This window comes from Paracoccus saliphilus, assembly GCF_028553805.1.
Classification (GTDB): Bacteria; Pseudomonadota; Alphaproteobacteria; order Rhodobacterales; family Rhodobacteraceae; genus Paracoccus; species Paracoccus saliphilus.
This window is the reverse complement of sequence record NZ_CP067140.1, coordinates 2,424,442-2,438,777: the sequence shown is the minus strand read 5'-3', so window position 1 is coordinate 2,438,777 and position 14,336 is coordinate 2,424,442. Positions and strand designations below refer to the sequence as shown.

Annotated in this window: 16 protein-coding genes and 1 pseudogene; 8 read left to right on the top strand and 9 right to left on the bottom strand. The window is 57.5% G+C overall.

Going from position 1 to position 14,336, the window contains the following annotated elements; genetic code table 11:
* Positions 1-109: 109 nt before the first annotated feature.
* From JHX88_RS11695 to JHX88_RS11685, 3 genes are all read right to left on the bottom strand, one after another.
* Complete coding sequence (locus JHX88_RS11695) at positions 110-502, bottom strand: hypothetical protein (RefSeq protein WP_076527030.1); 393 nt, start codon at positions 500-502, stop codon at positions 110-112.
* A gap of 81 nt (positions 503-583) precedes the next feature.
* A complete protein-coding gene (locus JHX88_RS11690; RefSeq protein WP_176011465.1) occupies positions 584-721 on the bottom strand; it encodes a hypothetical protein in 138 nt (45 codons plus the stop codon).
* 205 nt (positions 722-926) lie between these two features.
* Positions 927-2,459 carry an acyl-CoA carboxylase subunit beta gene (locus JHX88_RS11685; protein ID WP_076527031.1) on the bottom strand — a complete coding sequence of 511 codons (1,533 nt, stop codon included), beginning with the start codon at positions 2,457-2,459 and terminating at the stop codon, positions 927-929.
* Positions 2,460-2,979: 520 nt separating this feature from the next.
* Here JHX88_RS11685 and JHX88_RS11680 point away from each other — a divergent pair.
* Positions 2,980-3,441: a hypothetical protein gene (locus JHX88_RS11680; protein WP_076527032.1), complete on the top strand. Its 462-nt coding sequence runs from the start codon at positions 2,980-2,982 to the stop codon at positions 3,439-3,441.
* A 60-nt stretch (positions 3,442-3,501) separates the two neighbouring features.
* Positions 3,502-3,741, top strand: a pseudogene (locus tag JHX88_RS11675) (transposase); the annotation flags it as partial.
* A gap of 209 nt (positions 3,742-3,950) precedes the next feature.
* Here JHX88_RS11675 and JHX88_RS11670 read toward each other — a convergent pair.
* Positions 3,951-4,256 carry an ArsR/SmtB family transcription factor gene (locus JHX88_RS11670; RefSeq protein WP_076527033.1) on the bottom strand — a complete coding sequence of 102 codons (306 nt, stop codon included), beginning with the start codon at positions 4,254-4,256 and terminating at the stop codon, positions 3,951-3,953.
* A 65-nt stretch (positions 4,257-4,321) separates the two neighbouring features.
* Between JHX88_RS11670 and JHX88_RS11665 the strand changes: the two genes are divergently transcribed.
* Positions 4,322-5,281, top strand: a complete 960-nt coding sequence (locus tag JHX88_RS11665; protein WP_272848012.1) for a quinone oxidoreductase family protein — start codon at positions 4,322-4,324, stop codon at positions 5,279-5,281.
* A 59-nt stretch (positions 5,282-5,340) separates the two neighbouring features.
* Here JHX88_RS11665 and JHX88_RS11660 read toward each other — a convergent pair whose 3' ends face one another.
* Positions 5,341-6,237 (bottom strand): LysR substrate-binding domain-containing protein, encoded by an 897-nt coding sequence (locus tag JHX88_RS11660; protein WP_076528264.1) that lies wholly within the window; start codon positions 6,235-6,237, stop codon positions 5,341-5,343.
* A gap of 456 nt (positions 6,238-6,693) precedes the next feature.
* Here JHX88_RS11660 and JHX88_RS11655 point away from each other — a divergent pair, with 456 nt between their 5' ends.
* Both JHX88_RS11655 and JHX88_RS11650 read left to right on the top strand, forming a co-directional pair.
* Positions 6,694-7,215 carry a YgjV family protein gene (locus JHX88_RS11655; protein ID WP_272848011.1) on the top strand — a complete coding sequence of 174 codons (522 nt, stop codon included), beginning with the start codon at positions 6,694-6,696 and terminating at the stop codon, positions 7,213-7,215.
* 431 nt (positions 7,216-7,646) lie between these two features.
* Positions 7,647-7,826: a hypothetical protein gene (locus tag JHX88_RS11650; protein WP_272848010.1), complete on the top strand. Its 180-nt coding sequence runs from the start codon at positions 7,647-7,649 to the stop codon at positions 7,824-7,826.
* 265 nt (positions 7,827-8,091) lie between these two features.
* Here JHX88_RS11650 and JHX88_RS11645 read toward each other — a convergent pair whose 3' ends face one another.
* Positions 8,092-8,994, bottom strand: coding sequence for a LysR substrate-binding domain-containing protein (locus JHX88_RS11645; protein WP_076528266.1), 903 nt, complete (start codon positions 8,992-8,994; stop codon positions 8,092-8,094).
* 358 nt (positions 8,995-9,352) lie between these two features.
* Between JHX88_RS11645 and JHX88_RS11640 the strand changes: the two genes are divergently transcribed.
* From JHX88_RS11640 to JHX88_RS11630, 3 genes are all read left to right on the top strand, one after another.
* Entirely contained in the window at positions 9,353-10,342 is a 990-nt protein-coding gene (locus JHX88_RS11640) for a TRAP transporter substrate-binding protein (protein WP_076528270.1), read from the top strand.
* 76 nt (positions 10,343-10,418) lie between these two features.
* Positions 10,419-10,931 (top strand): TRAP transporter small permease subunit, encoded by a 513-nt coding sequence (locus JHX88_RS11635; RefSeq protein WP_272848009.1) that lies wholly within the window; start codon positions 10,419-10,421, stop codon positions 10,929-10,931.
* 42 nt (positions 10,932-10,973) lie between these two features.
* The gene (locus JHX88_RS11630; protein WP_076528274.1) at positions 10,974-12,278 is read left to right on the top strand and encodes a TRAP transporter large permease; all 1,305 of its coding nucleotides are present in this window, start codon (positions 10,974-10,976) and stop codon (positions 12,276-12,278) included.
* An 88-nt stretch (positions 12,279-12,366) separates the two neighbouring features.
* On the opposite strand, the gene JHX88_RS11625 is transcribed toward JHX88_RS11630, so the two are convergent.
* From JHX88_RS11625 to JHX88_RS11615, 3 genes are read right to left on the bottom strand one after another with little or no spacing between them, the layout of a single operon-like run.
* On the bottom strand, positions 12,367-13,140 hold the full coding sequence (locus JHX88_RS11625; protein WP_076528276.1) for an SDR family oxidoreductase: 774 nt from the start codon (positions 13,138-13,140) through the stop codon (positions 12,367-12,369).
* Between the two features lie 39 nt (positions 13,141-13,179).
* Entirely contained in the window at positions 13,180-13,944 is a 765-nt protein-coding gene (locus JHX88_RS11620) for a LamB/YcsF family protein (RefSeq protein ID WP_076528278.1), read from the bottom strand.
* On the bottom strand, positions 13,941-14,336 hold the full coding sequence (locus JHX88_RS11615; protein ID WP_076528280.1) for a hypothetical protein: 396 nt from the start codon (positions 14,334-14,336) through the stop codon (positions 13,941-13,943). Before JHX88_RS11615 ends, JHX88_RS11620 begins: the two co-directional genes overlap by 4 nt.

Genomic DNA, 14,336 nt, shown 5'->3' with positions numbered 1-14,336 from the left:
GCCTCGTTCAGAGGCGGTTGGTAGATCGGATGGGCAACTATCACATAGTACTCACGCATGTCCAACTGACATATGCGTGGAAAAGTTCCGCTTGGCAGCAAATTGCGCATCAGCGGTCCTCCGCCGATTGATCGTCCCAATCATCGCGGGCGAGGCCGCCAGCAGAGAAAATCTCGGGGAACGACGCTTCAGCGCGGGACATATCCACCCGCAACAATTGTTCGTAGTCGGTCGGGTCCAGCTCGCCCTCGGGCAGAATCTCGCGGCCAAGCAGCCATGACAGGCGGCCCGCATCCAGGTTGCCGCGCTCGAAAGGCGCGTCGCCGAAATGTTCGATCAGTGCTGCGAGGAAACCTGCATCGGCCCGGCGATCCGCAGGTTTGCGGTCGCGATAACGTTCGCGGCGCAGCAGCGGGGTTGCGCCCTTCTTGTTCTCGCGTCGAATGATGAACTGGTAGTCCGTTCCGGGAAGGCGGCCCGGGAAACCGCGATGCTTCAGCATATCGCGCCCTTTCGCATTAAGGTTGGGCGCGGAAAGCGCGGGCGATCGAGCCGCCCGCGCAAGATCATCGGATGACCGGTCTCAGCCGTATTTGCCCTGGTAAACCGGCTCGGTCGTGACCGGATCCGCTGCGGGTGGCACATAGACGTCGGGTTCCTGGCGCTGGCATGCGGCAAAGGCCGATACCAGAACAAGGCCGAGAATGATCTTCTTCGACATGAGTTAACTCTCCTGTAATGCGGGCGGCATTGCGCCCGACTGCTCGGGTTTGTGCCGGCCTCGTTCCGGGCCGGACAATTATCCATGATAGCCGGTCGCAGCGCATGCAGACAGCCGGTCATATCTGGCCTCGGCAGAACTCTGCTGGGCTGTGGCGCGGCTGCATCATTCACATGGTTGTGCATTGGTTTTGGATTCCGATGGGTTACAGGGGAATATTGTCGTGCTTCTTCCATGGGTTCGACAGTTTCTTGCCGCGCAGGGAGGCGAAGGCGCGGGCGACCCGGCGGCGGGTGGAATGGGGCTGGATCACCTCGTCAATGAACCCTTTCTCGGCCGCGACGAAGGGATTGGCGAAGCGGTCTTCGTAATCCTTGGTGCGCGCCGCGATCTTGTCGGCATCCCCCAATTCGCTGCGATAGAGTATCTCGACCGCGCCCTTGGCGCCCATCACCGCGATCTCGGCCGTCGGCCAGGCATAGTTGAAATCGCCGCGCAGATGTTTCGAGGCCATGACGTCATAGGCGCCGCCATAGGCCTTGCGGGTGATGACCGTGACCTTCGGCACCGTCGCCTCGCCATAGGCGAAGAGCAGCTTGGCCCCGTGCTTGATGACGCCGCCATATTCCTGCCCCGTCCCCGGTAGGAAGCCGGGCACATCGACGAAGGTCAGGATCGGGATCTCGAACGCGTCGCAGAAGCGCACGAAACGCGCCGCCTTGCGGCTGCTGTCGATATCCAGACAACCTGCCAGCACCATCGGCTGATTGGCGACGACTCCGACGGTCCGGCCCTCGATACGGATGAAACCGGTGATGATATTGCCGGCGAAATCCTTCTGGATCTCGTAGAAATCGCCTTCATCGGCGACCTTCACGATCAGCTCTTTCATGTCATAGGGCTGGTTCGGATTGTCGGGGATCAGCGTGTCGAGGCTTTCCTCGATCCGGGAGGGGGCGTCGAAAAAGGGGCGCTCGGGCACGCCGTCGCGGTTCGAGAGCGGCAGGAAATCGAAGAGGCGACGAATTTCCGAGATCGCCTCGACATCATCCTCGAACGCACCATCCGCAACCGAGCTTTTCTTGGTATGGGTCGACGCGCCGCCAAGCTGTTCGGCGGTCACAACCTCGTTCGTCACCGTCTTGACCACGTCGGGGCCGGTCACGAACATGTAGCTGGTATCCTTCACCATGAAGATGAAATCGGTCATGGCCGGGCTGTAGACCGCGCCGCCCGCGCAGGGGCCCATGATGACGCTGATCTGCGGGATCACGCCAGAGGCCATGATATTGCGCTGGAACACATCTGCATATCCGGCCAGCGAGGCCACGCCTTCCTGAATCCGCGCGCCGCCGGAATCGTTCAGCCCGATCACCGGCGCGCCGTTCTGCATCGCCATATCCATGACCTTGCAGATCTTCTGCGCGTGGGTTTCGGACAGCGAGCCGCCGAATACCGTGAAATCCTGGCTGAACACATAGACCATGCGGCCATTGATCGTGCCCCATCCGGTCACCACCCCGTCACCATAGGGCCGATCTTCCTCCATCCCGAAATCGGTCGAGCGATGCGCGACGAACATGTCGAATTCCTCAAAGCTGCCTTCATCGAGAAGCAACTCGATCCGCTCGCGTGCCGTCAGCTTGCCGCGAGCGTGCTGTGCATCGATGCGGCGCTGACCGCCACCAAGTCGGGCCTCGCTGCGGCGGCGTTCAAGCTCTTGCAGAATATCCTTCATGGGCCGGGCCTTTCGGTTGAGTTGTGGGAAAATACCCTGTGATGCAGGCGCAGAAAAGGAAAATACGGAAAATTTGCAAACTACCTTTCCTGGTTGATATGCAAAGTGCAAAATTGCTAACTTTGCGCAATTCCATTGATGGGCGTTGTTTCACAATCGAAGAACGTTGCTGTCCCGCCAGCCAAATAGAAGCCACTTTCCGGGGTTTTGGCGCCCATTAGCCAGGTGATTAACGCCCACTATTTCCGGGTTGTTGGTATTTATAAATAATATCAGTGCCTTGCAGTTTCCGGAAAGCCCGCGGATTCTTCCCGGCTTCGGAAACCGGCCGGCGAATGCTCCCGGCTCCGATCCATTGACCTCCTGACCGATTGATCTGCATGGTCACGGCCATCGACCCGGCTTTGTCTTTCATCGGCAAAGAGCCCTGCAGGCCCGGGCCGCTCATCTAACCGCACCGCGTCCGGAAGGACCGCGTGCCAGGCGGACCATGCCGCCTGAAGCCCTTGCAGGAGTCGTCATGCAGAAGAACACCATACCCTTTGCCGAGATCAGGTTTCCGGATCCGGACAGGTCGAGACCGGAACTCGAAGCCCGGTTCACAAAACACTTCCGGGCGATGAGCGCCGAGCGTGCCGACTTCGACAAACCCATGAATGCCGACGGCACCGTCAATGAAGAATTGTGGCAGGAGCTTCTCTGGAACATTCACATCCCCCGGCCCGCATTAAGACGAATTGATCGCCGTTCGGCCTGTCTTGCCGCGCGGGAGGAGGAGCGGTCCGGCCTCGGCCATCTGAAGTCCGAGGACAGAAAGCGGCTCGAGGCCTTGAGGGCGGACCAAGTCAAGTCACCCGCCATATGTATCCTCGGTGAATGTTTTCGGAGCATAGCCGGACTTGGAATCTTGGATTGCACTCTTCATATGCGTCTCAAGGCAAGAGTAATGCTGAAGGCCGCCAAGATAACAGTTTTGAGGTGACCTGCCACGGGATTTTTACTCCACCTTTGATTAGGGTCCGGGCCAACCTGAGGACGGACAATGAAGGGAACGAGATTCACGGACGAACAGATCATCGGCGTCCTGGCTGAGCACCAGTCAGGCGCGAAGTGCGCGGACCTGTGCCGCTAGCACGGCATGTCGGAAGGCACCTTTTACAACTGGAAGGCCAAGTTCGGCGGCATGACGGTGTCTGAGGCGAAGCGGCTGAAGGCGCTTGAGGATGAGAACGCCAAGTTGAAGAAGCTGCTGGCCGAGCAGATTCTGGATCTGGCGGCGATTTACATGCAGCCAGATCTCATACCGCAAGGCGATCTCCGAGAAAGCTTTGATCGGGTCGAATAATCCACACGGATAAGCAGGTGTAGACCCGTAAATCATTATCATGTTGTCATTGATGGCGGCTTCGATCGCATCTGGATCACCACGGCGGTTGGCCCCGAGTTGTACACGTGGAACCTCGACATCCAGGATGTGGCATCTGACGCAAGTTATCCTGCAAGCAGCGTTGTCAGAATGCCTGGAAAGCGTTGTCTCAGGTCCGCGAGCCGTAATTGATTTGAGCGCCCGTTGCCATGATCGTATTGGCGAATGACACCTGCCTCGCGCAGAATCCTGAAATGATGCGTGCGCGTCGCCTTAGTGACAGGAAGTTCAAACGCGGTACAGGGAAGAACGGCATCTGGCGCTTTCGCAAGCGCAAGTGCAATGCGCAAGCGATGCGGATCAGCCAGGGCGGACAGCACCATCAGCAGATCCATCTCGTCAGGCCGTGGCTCGGGAAGAAACTCTGCCATTGCGTCCTCGTCAAAGGTATGATCTTTGTCATACCTATCGTACGAATGAATGAGAGGCAACGGACATGACGAACAGACGTGTGGTAGAAATTACGCAGTTCGGAGATCCTTCAGTTCTCAAGACCGTGGAGGAAGGTATTTCCGACCCGATGAAAGGTGAGGCGCAAATCCGCCAGACGGCCATCGGCTTCAATTTTATCGACATCTATCAACGTAAAGGCATTTACCCGCTTCCTTTGCCTACGGGACTTGGCTTCGAAGCCGCAGGTATCGTGGACGCGGTTGGCGAAGGGGTCCGTGATATCAAGCCAGGCCAGCGGGTTGCCTATGCTGATCGGCGCAATGTTCCTGCGGACAAGCTCGTACAGCTGCCCGATAACATCGATGACGAAACGGCTGCTACTGTTTTGTTCAAAGGCATGACTGCCCAGTATCTCCTGCGTCACACGCATGCTATTCAACCGGGCGACCTCATTTTCGTGCATTCCGCGGCCGGTGGCGTCGGGCAGATCCTGTCACGCTGGGCTACCGCGCTTGGTGCGCGCGTGATCGGGGGCACGGGCACGCCTCCGAAACGCCAGGCGGCTCTCGACGCCGGCTGCATCGAGGTTGTGGACACGAGCCAGCCGGATTGGTCGGATGCATTTCTCAGGGCGACTGGTGGCGAAAAGGCGCGCGTTGTTTATGACGCCGTTGGTAAGGACACACTACTTCAGTCACTCGACTGCGCAGCACCCTTCGGACTCGTGGTGAATTACGGGGCGTCCTCGGGAAAGGCGCCGGCGATCGATCCGGACCTGCTGAACAAAAAGGGCTGTCTCTTCCTGACACGCCCGTCAGTTTTTCCGCATAATGCCGATCTCAATCGATTCCGGTCGAACGCGGTCGATCTATTCGATGCGGTCGCCAAGGGACATGTTTCGCTTGAAATCGGGCAGCGCTTTGCACTTGAGGATATCGCCGAAGCACACCGTGCGGCCGAAGAGCGACGCGCGAGTGGAGCCATTGTGATAATCCCAACCTGAAGCCCGTCAAGCAACCGGCAGACCGTAGATTTATCCGAAGCCTCTGGTAGTGATTGATCTCAGAGCGCCGGAATTGTTGCGGCTATTTCTCGAAGCCAGGCGATCACGCGGCGAACCGGCACTGTCGGTTGCACTCCGACAGGGCGACAAAGGTAAAACGAAGCGCGGGTCGGTATCGCGTCACCGAAGGGGGCGATCAGGGCGCCATTTTGTAGCATCGTATCGACCATGGGCCGTCGGCCTATAGCTATTCCAAGACCTCTTTCAGCAGCGCTTAGAACCTGGTCGGAATGCGAGAGCACCAATGCACCATCGAGAGAGGGCGGCGTGATCTCATGCGCCTCGGCCCATTCCAGCCATTCATCCGGACTGTCGTCATTGACGATTAAACGGCGCTCACGCATGGCAGCAGCAGGATCGGTCGCAATGGGTGATGCCAGGTAGCCAGGCCGACAAACCGGCAAGGCGAGTTCAGAAAAGAGGTGCTCAACCTCGACCCGAGGCCAGCCGTCACGGCCGTAACGTAGTGCGAGATCAATCTGTTCCCGTCGCAAATCGACCAGCCGAGTGGTCGCCATCACTTGAAGATCGACATTAGGGCATGCCGGTTCGAAGGAGCTCAGATTTGGGATCAACCACATTGATGCCACAGTTGGCGGGAGGGTCAGAGTTACGCGTGCCCGGTCTGGGCGTCCGGATGCAGCGGCAGTAACTTCGGCCAGGCGGCCAAGGAGTGGTTCGACCTCGGTAAAATATCGTGCTCCGGCTATCGTAAGCTCAACCTTGGGACCGTGCCTCTCAAACAATCTGGTAGACAGAAGGTTTTCGAGGCGCCTGATCTGGTGGCTTACGGCTGACTCGCTTAGCCGCAATTCTTCTGCCGCTCTGTTGAATTGCCCGTGACGCGCCGCGGCACAGAAGGCCCGCAGCGCCGCCAGTGGCGGAAGTTCAGGCATGGGAAGCTCTTTGCTGTTTATCATGAATTTTATTCAAGATACCTTGAGGTGATATCGTTCGTCAATGCAGCGAATTTCAGCGTAATAAGAGGCAAGAAGCTACTTATGCGAGGACGAGAACCATGAATATTGAATCATCATATAATCAAAGCAGGACCACGTCCTCGCAATCCGTAGACCGAGGGAAGCTTCTGGTGGAGTCGCACTTGCTGCGACAGGCCGCCTTTCAATATGCGAGCATCGCTTTCTTTCGGCTCATCTTGCGGGCTTTCCTTTTGCTAGCGGGGCACCGCTGGAAGTGGCGGAAAACGCGGTGAGAGGACACATTTCTCCAATCGGCGGCATTGTATTGAACAATGCGTGGCGCAGGGTAGTATTTCGGGTTGGGGCATGCCGAAATGATCGAAGCAGGCGGTTCATCTCCTTTCGCAAAGCGAACAATGGAAATCGGGGCAAATGATGCCATATCCTATAGTCGGAGAAATTGCCGGCCTCGTTGCGTTGGGCCTGTGTATCGCCGCCTTCGCCAACAAGCGCGATGAACGGCTTCTGTCTGTCCTGATCCTGGCGAACATTGCCTTCGCAGCTCAGTTCTTCCTGCTTGGTGGGTGGGTTGCCGGTGCGATCAGCTGTCTCATCGTGCTACGGATTTTGTTGGTTCGCCGATATAAGGGGAACTCGTTGGTAATGGGCATCATGCTCGCCGCGACTGCGTTTGCCGCATTGATAACTTGGCAGAGTCCGTTGGACTTCATCCCCGTTGTCGCAGGGCTGATCGGAACTTACGCGATGTTCATGCTGCACGGAATCCCGATGCGGGTCTTGCTTGCGGTTGCAGCCGTATGTTGGATGATAGCGAATTACCTGACAGGTTCGCTCGGCGCATTTATTGCGAGGGGATCATCCTCACGACCAATGCGGTTACCGTTTTCCGCCTCGCCAGAGACGATATGGCACGGAACAGAGCCCGTGCCGTGAATGAATAAGTGTAACCCGCAAGGTGATATTACCCTGATGGGTTTCTTCGATCACGATTGTCCGTTCTGCCTAAGGATGGGGGAATAAATGCATTGGGTGTTCGTGACGGATGAGAACCTGCTTGTCGTGTTCAGCGAATAGGCCGGCCTTTGGCAGGATGTGAGTTTCGTACCTCGTCTGCGTTGCCGGAAAAGAGGAGGTGCTGGCGTCTGAATACTGCGCTTTTCCGCATGCAGGGCCGCGAGGCAGTCGATGCCGCAATGCGGATCGCCTGAGACATCATCCTGGAACATACTCGCCTAGGACGTGACATGTCCGCGAGGTATTGATCCAGCATCACATCATCACGCGCTATATGATGGCCGAGGCTGGGCGACACCGATGCTTCAGCGATCACAGGCCGACCTTTCTATGTCCATGAGGGCGGCTTATTGCTTGATGACCTGCGCGTATGCTGCAAGGTGATCGCGGAACATCCATTTGTAGGCATAGAGATCGCGGAATTTCAGAATGCTTGGGAATCCGGCGGTGATCCAGTGTCACCCGATCCCTTGTTAGATGCGCTGGGACCTCTTTTGGCTGAAGAGCCGCAACTGTCGCGTAAATCCTAAAGTCTGCAGCAGCAGGTCGACCTCGGAAAATCAGAAGTCTCTACGGTCCATGTCTTTATCGCTAGCGGCAGAAAACCTACGATATGATTTGCGACGATAGGCGCCAAGTGATGGGGTTGCCTTTCGGGCCGGGCTTTTGGCTGCGTCGAAAACACGCCTATGGCGCGTAGATGGAGCGAGCGCGTCCTGAAGCTGATCAGGAAAAAGAGTTGATCTTAACCGAAACGATCATCCTCGATCGACACGTTCTCCTCTGCGACGCAAATCAGCGGGTCAGCTTCTTGGCGAGTTCTACAAGCCTTTCATGGACGATATTAGCGGCCTCGGATAGTGGCAGCTGGCCCGAAACACAGGTTACCATGCTGACCTTCATGTTCGGGCGACGAATGCGCAAGGCACGTGCATCAGGCACGCGGCGTTGCACGGCACGGGCCGCTGAGAGGGGCAGGATCGCGGCTCCGAGCCCTTCGCTGAGCGCATTCGAGAGAATCGAGATCGATTCTGTCTGGGCTGCAACCCGCGCCGCAAGTCCAGCCCGCGCCAGAGTGGTATCGATCGCTTGGCGTAAAGTGTGGATCTGGCTGGGCAGGATCAATTGCTGGGCCACGGCATCGGCGAAGGCGATTTCATGGTTATCCGCCCCTTCGGGACTGGTGGTCACGTAGTGCAGCTCTTCGGTGCAAATCGTGTCGAAAGCCAGGGTCGGGATACGTCCAGGGTCGAAGATTAGCGCGACGTCCATCTTGCCGGTCATGATCATTTCGCTGATGATCCCGCCGCCCACATTCTCGTTGATGTAGAGCTTGATGCCAGGATGCGTTTCCTGAACTGATTCGATCAGTTGAGAGGCAACAAGGGCCCCCAACCCGAGCGGGGCGAGGCCGACGCTGACATGGCCGGAAATTTCTCCCGACGCGTTCATGATATCGAGTTCGGCCTGCTCCATCTGGCGCAGGATCGTCTGGCAATGACGATAGAACATTTTGCCCGCCTCGGTCGGCACGACACCACGTTTTGAGCGTAGCAGGAGCGGCTTGCCGAAATGGGTCTCGAGCGAGGCGATCTGCTGGCTCAAGGCCGGCTGGGCGATGTGCAATATGGTCGATGCGCGTGTGATGCTTCCGATGTCAACAATTTTAACGAAGGCATATAGCCGCCTGATATCCATATCTGCTCCGAGTGTTGATACCTTCTTTTGCTGCAACCGAGCCGCATCTCCCCGGTTCGGATACAACTCCCATCCTAATGTTCAGGCAATATTGTGTGATGGAGACCGATTTTACCAGTGATCCTGACAGCCTTGGCTTGCGGACGGGCAAGTTGAGGATGACGAGACAGGAGTTTCAGTGGTTTCAGGGCAAGCATAGCAAAACGCGATCATGTCAGATCAAACTGTTGTTTTGCGGCTTTGCCCCGATCTTCTAGTGTCTCTTGAAACAGGATCGCAAATCAAGATGCCTTCCAGAGGATGTTTCGTTCGGAAACACGAGAAGGGAGGGCAACATCCAGCACTGGGGAGAAACAGAATGCAGTTTTTCAAGACCTTTACGCTCGGCGCGGCCGCGTCCATGGCCCTTGGTCAGGCAGCCGACGCTGAAACCCGTCTCAGCCTGTCCGATGTTTTGCCTGAAGGCAATTTCATGGTCGAGAATGCCAAGGAGTTCGCCAGTGCTGTGGAGGAGGCGACCGAGGGTGAGGTGGTGATTAGTGTGAGTGCCGCCGGATCTTTGGGCTTCAAGGGACCCGATCAACTTTCCGCAGTCCGCGACGGCTTGGTCGACATGGCCGATATCAATATCAGTCAGCAGGTCGGCATCAATCCGATGTTCGGTGCCGAGGGCGTGCCGTTCCTTGTTTCTTCGATGGAAGAACTCAAAGAATATCACGAATTTCTGCGCCCGGAGTTCGAAAAGCTGGCTGAACAAAACAACCAGAAGATCCTCTACATGGTGCCGTCGCCGGCGCAGTATGTTTATCTCAATGTCGAAGTGGACGACATTGAGGATTTCCGTGGAATCCCGGTACGAGGTGCAGACAAGAATACTGTCGATGTCATTTCCAGCATCGGTATGGAGGGGGTCGCGATGCCCTGGGGTGAATTGCTGCCGGCTCTCGCATCGGGACGTGTCGAGGGCGTGGCCACCTCGGCCACTTCGGGTGTTGACGGCAAATTCTGGGAGTTCCTCGATTACATCTATCCCACGAACCATACCTGGGGTTCCAATGCCGTGACGATCAATCTTGATACCTGGAACAGCCTTTCGGAAGAGGATCGCGGCGCGATCGAAAAGGTGGCAGCCGAACTCGAGCCGGATTTCTGGGAGGTCTCCCGTCAGGGCGACGTCGACAGTATCGAGACGATGAAGGAAAACGGCATGACGCTGGAGCCGCTAAGTGACGAGTTGAAGGCGCAGATTGCCGAACGGGCCGAGGATGTACAGGCAGAGTTCCTTGAGCGGGTACCGGATGCCAAGCCGATCGTCGAAGCCTATCGTGAAAAAAAGGCGTCTGACTGAGATGGTGTCTGAGAATAATTCCCGACGAGCGACCGGGATTCGGGGTTTCTCTGCGGCTTTTCAACGGGCTGCAGACTTGGCCTCATTGACAGGGGCGTGGCTTGCGGCCATGTGTATCGCCTCGCTGACCGTGCTGGTATTGGTTGATACATTGCTGGCCTTTGTTAGTCGCTATCTCCGTTTCATGCCGACAGGAACCGGGATCGGATGGGAATATAGCGCCTATCTGATGGGTGCAGCTTTCGTTCTGGGAGCGGGGCTGACCCTGCGGGCCGGGCTTCAACTGCGCGTCGAGTTGCTGATTTCTTCTGGAAAGGCCCGCCTCGCATGGTTGCTGGAGCTTTTTTCCTGCACTTTGGGCTCGCTGGTGACCGTGGTTCTCACGATCTGGCTGGCTCGATTCACCTTGCGTACTTACGGTTTCGGCGAGGTGTCGCAGGATAGTTTCACGCCGCTTTGGATTCCGCAATCGGTACTGACAATCGGCATGGCCGTGCTTGCTTTCCAGATGTTGGCACGTCTGATGACCTGTCTTGCCGGAGGCGCCGTCAATAATCCCGAACTTGGCGTCGCGAGCGCCATTGAGTGATCCTCAAGGGTAAAAAATGAACACGACTTGGAAAGGTGAGGAATGGGTGTAATTGTCTCCAGCCTGTTTGGTCTGCTCTTCGGCACGCTGGCTGCCGGAGCCTGGATCGGGATCGCACTGCTGTCCACGGCCATCGGTCTGGCATTGTTGTTCACCGGCCTGCCGGTCGACAGGCTGTTTCCGCAATATGTCTATAACATCCTGACGACGCCGGACCTTGTGGCGCTGCCGCTGTTCATTCTCATGGGCGAATTCCTGTTCCGCACCAAGCTGTCTGAGGCACTTTTTTCCGGGCTTGCGCCATGGGCGGGGCTGTTGCCAGGGAGGTTGCTGCACGTGAATATCGTCGGCTGCTCGATCTTTGCGGCGATCTCGGGCTCTTCGGCGGCAACCACGCAGGTGGTGGGTCGGATGACCCTCAAGGAGTTGTTGTCGCGGGGCTATTCGCCGGACATCGCGATCGGCAGCCTTGCCGGGGCGGGAACGCTTGGTTTTCTGATTCCACCTTCCACCGTGATGATCATGTACGGTGTGCTTGCCAATGAATCCGTATTACGCCTGTTTACCGCCGGTTTCCTGCCAGGTCTGATGCTGGCCTCGGTATTCGGCATCTTCATCATGATCCGGACCCGGATGCGCCCGGATTTCGTCCCGGAAGCCGAACGTGCGATGCGGCATATGCCGCTGCGGGACCGTTTTGCCGCCCTGAAGGATCTGGCTCCGGCCCTTTTCCTGATCGTCTGTGTCCTCGGGTCGATGTATGGAGGGCTGGCCACGCCATCCGAAGCCGCCGCGCTCGGTGTTCTTGGTGCATTTCTGGTCTCCTTGTCGCAGGGAGCACTCGGTCTGAAAGAGTTGCGCGATGTTCTTCTCGGCGCAGTTCAGACCTGTTCTGTCATGGGCATCATCATCCTGGGTGCTTCGGTTTTGGGGAATATTACCTCGACGCTGGGGATCCCCGCTGCCGTGGCGGGTGCCGTGATAAGCTGGGACCTGTCACCTTTCGTGCTGATCCTTGCCCTGATCGTCTTGTATCTGATCCTAGGCACCGCACTCGAAGGGTTCTCGATGATCGCGACTACGCTGCCGGTGGTCCTGCCGCTTGTCGAAGCGGCCGGCTTCGACAAGGTCTGGTTCGGTATTTTCATGGTGCTGGTAGTCGAGATGGCGCAGATCACCCCGCCGGTGGCGTTCAACTTTGCAGTGATCCAGAATATTACCGGGCGTAGCACCGGTTATATCGCGCGCGTCACCTTCCCCTTCCTTATGATCATGATCGCGTTCGTGATCATGCTGGCACTGTTTCCCGGGATCGTGAACTTCCTGCCGGATCTCCTGCTGGGATAGCGGCATACCGCAAACAGACTCGTAAATTAAAATGGCCGGAGCGAAAGCTCCGGCCATTTCCCTTTTTCCCGATGTCGCGGGGAGCAGATTACTTGTTCCCGGTCAGGACAACCTCATCGCCGACCCGCTTGGCAGTGCGGAGGCCTCCGGGAACCTGTAGCGTCGGTAGCAGTTCGATGAGCCCGATATTGACATATTGCGGTGCGCCCACGGCATATTCCACGGCATCTGCAATATCGCTGGTTTGTGGCATCTCGAAACCATCGAAATATTTTGCCTTGGCTTCCTCGGGCGAGATTTTCTCGACATGCGCGAAGATATCGGTCTCGACACGGCCCGGGCTGATTTCGGTGACCCGGACACGGCGCCCGAATGCATCGACACGAAGTTGCCTCGAAACAGTATGCATCGCTGACTTGGTCGCATGATAGGCGATATGGCCGCCGAATTCGTAATGGCCCGCCATCGAGGTGATATTGATGATATGGCCGCGATCTCGTTCCATCATTCCCGGAAGCAGCAGCCGCGACAGATGCAGTGCCGCGCGAAGGTTCACGTTGATCTGCTCGTCGATATCGAACGCTTCGGAGCCAAGCAGGCTGCCGGGGCGGGATACGCCTGCGTTATTTACCAGAATATCGACTTCCAACCCTTTCACCAATTCGGTGATCGCGGCAGTATCAGCGATATCGACGGGATGCGGGATCACACCGCTTTTCTCCGCGAGTTCCTGTAGCTTACCTTCACTGCGGGCCAATGCGTGCACGGTCAGGCCATTGGAGCGCAGTCGTTCGGCAATGGCCTGTCCCATGCCCCCGGAAGCACCGGTAACGAGGGCGGTCTTGTAATCAGAGAATGCCATGTTGATTCCTGTTCCTTCTGTCTGGCTTCGTTTCCCGCTTCATTCTTGCCGTGAAAGCGGTGTGATGATGCCGCCATTCGCGGCAATGCTTCGGTTGAGCCGGGTGGCCAGTTCCACCGCCCCGGCCGTATCGGAATGCACGAGTATCGATTGCACCGGCATCGGGATGACGGCGCCGTCCAAGGTATCTATTTCTGCGGTTTCGATGACCCTCAATACCCGTTCCACAACCAGTTCCGGGTCATGGATGACTGCGCCGTTCTGGCCGCGCGGAGCGAGCTGACCGTTCTCCAGATAGCCCCGGTCGGCAAGGAACAGGCGCACGCAGCGCCCGCCCATGTCCGTCGCCGACTGTTCAAGCGCACTGCTGGGCAGGACGATAAAGGCGATTTGGGGATCGAAATCCATGACCGCCCGCGCCACAGCGTCGGCCGTGTCAGGATCTGCACTGGCAAGATTTCCCAATGCGCCATGGGGGTTCATATGCGTGATCCGGTGTCCGGCGCGCCGAGCCAACCCATCCAATGCCCCAAGCTGATAAAGTACATGCGTCTCCAGTTCGGGCATGCTCATCTCGATCCTGCGACGTCCAAAGCCCATGCGGTCGGGAAAGCTGACATGGGCGCCCAGATCGACGCCATGTTCCTTGGCCATCCTGATGGTCCGGTCCATGATCACCGGATCGCCGGCATGGTAGCCGCAAGCTACGTTGGCCGAACTGATGTGACGCATGAGTGAGGCGTCGTCGGCGATGCTGTATGGACCGAAACCTTCGCCCATGTCTGAATTTATATCGATCTTCATTGGCGGATCTCCAATACAAATGCGATGTCGCCATGGCCGAGGATCGCGCCCTCCTCCGGAGCCTCTCCGACAAGTCTGCCGGCGGAGGGGGAGGTGACTGGGACCCGGACCGCCCCCTGGCTGACATAGCCCAGCAGTTCACCCTCCGAGACGGCGGCACCGCTGGCCAACTCAGTCAGCCCGTCATCGCCCCCCCGGGGCAGAAAGATGCCGATGGCCGGACTTTTCGCTGCCACCGTGGCGATATGCGGTTCTTCCATTGCGGCGGGTCGGACGGGAGTTGGTGGCAGAACGAGGCGTAATCGGTCCTCACCGGTATCGACTTCGAGCGTGGTGATGCCGTTTTCACGCATCGCACCGACAAGCTGCTCAAGTTCTTTCTGATCGAACAT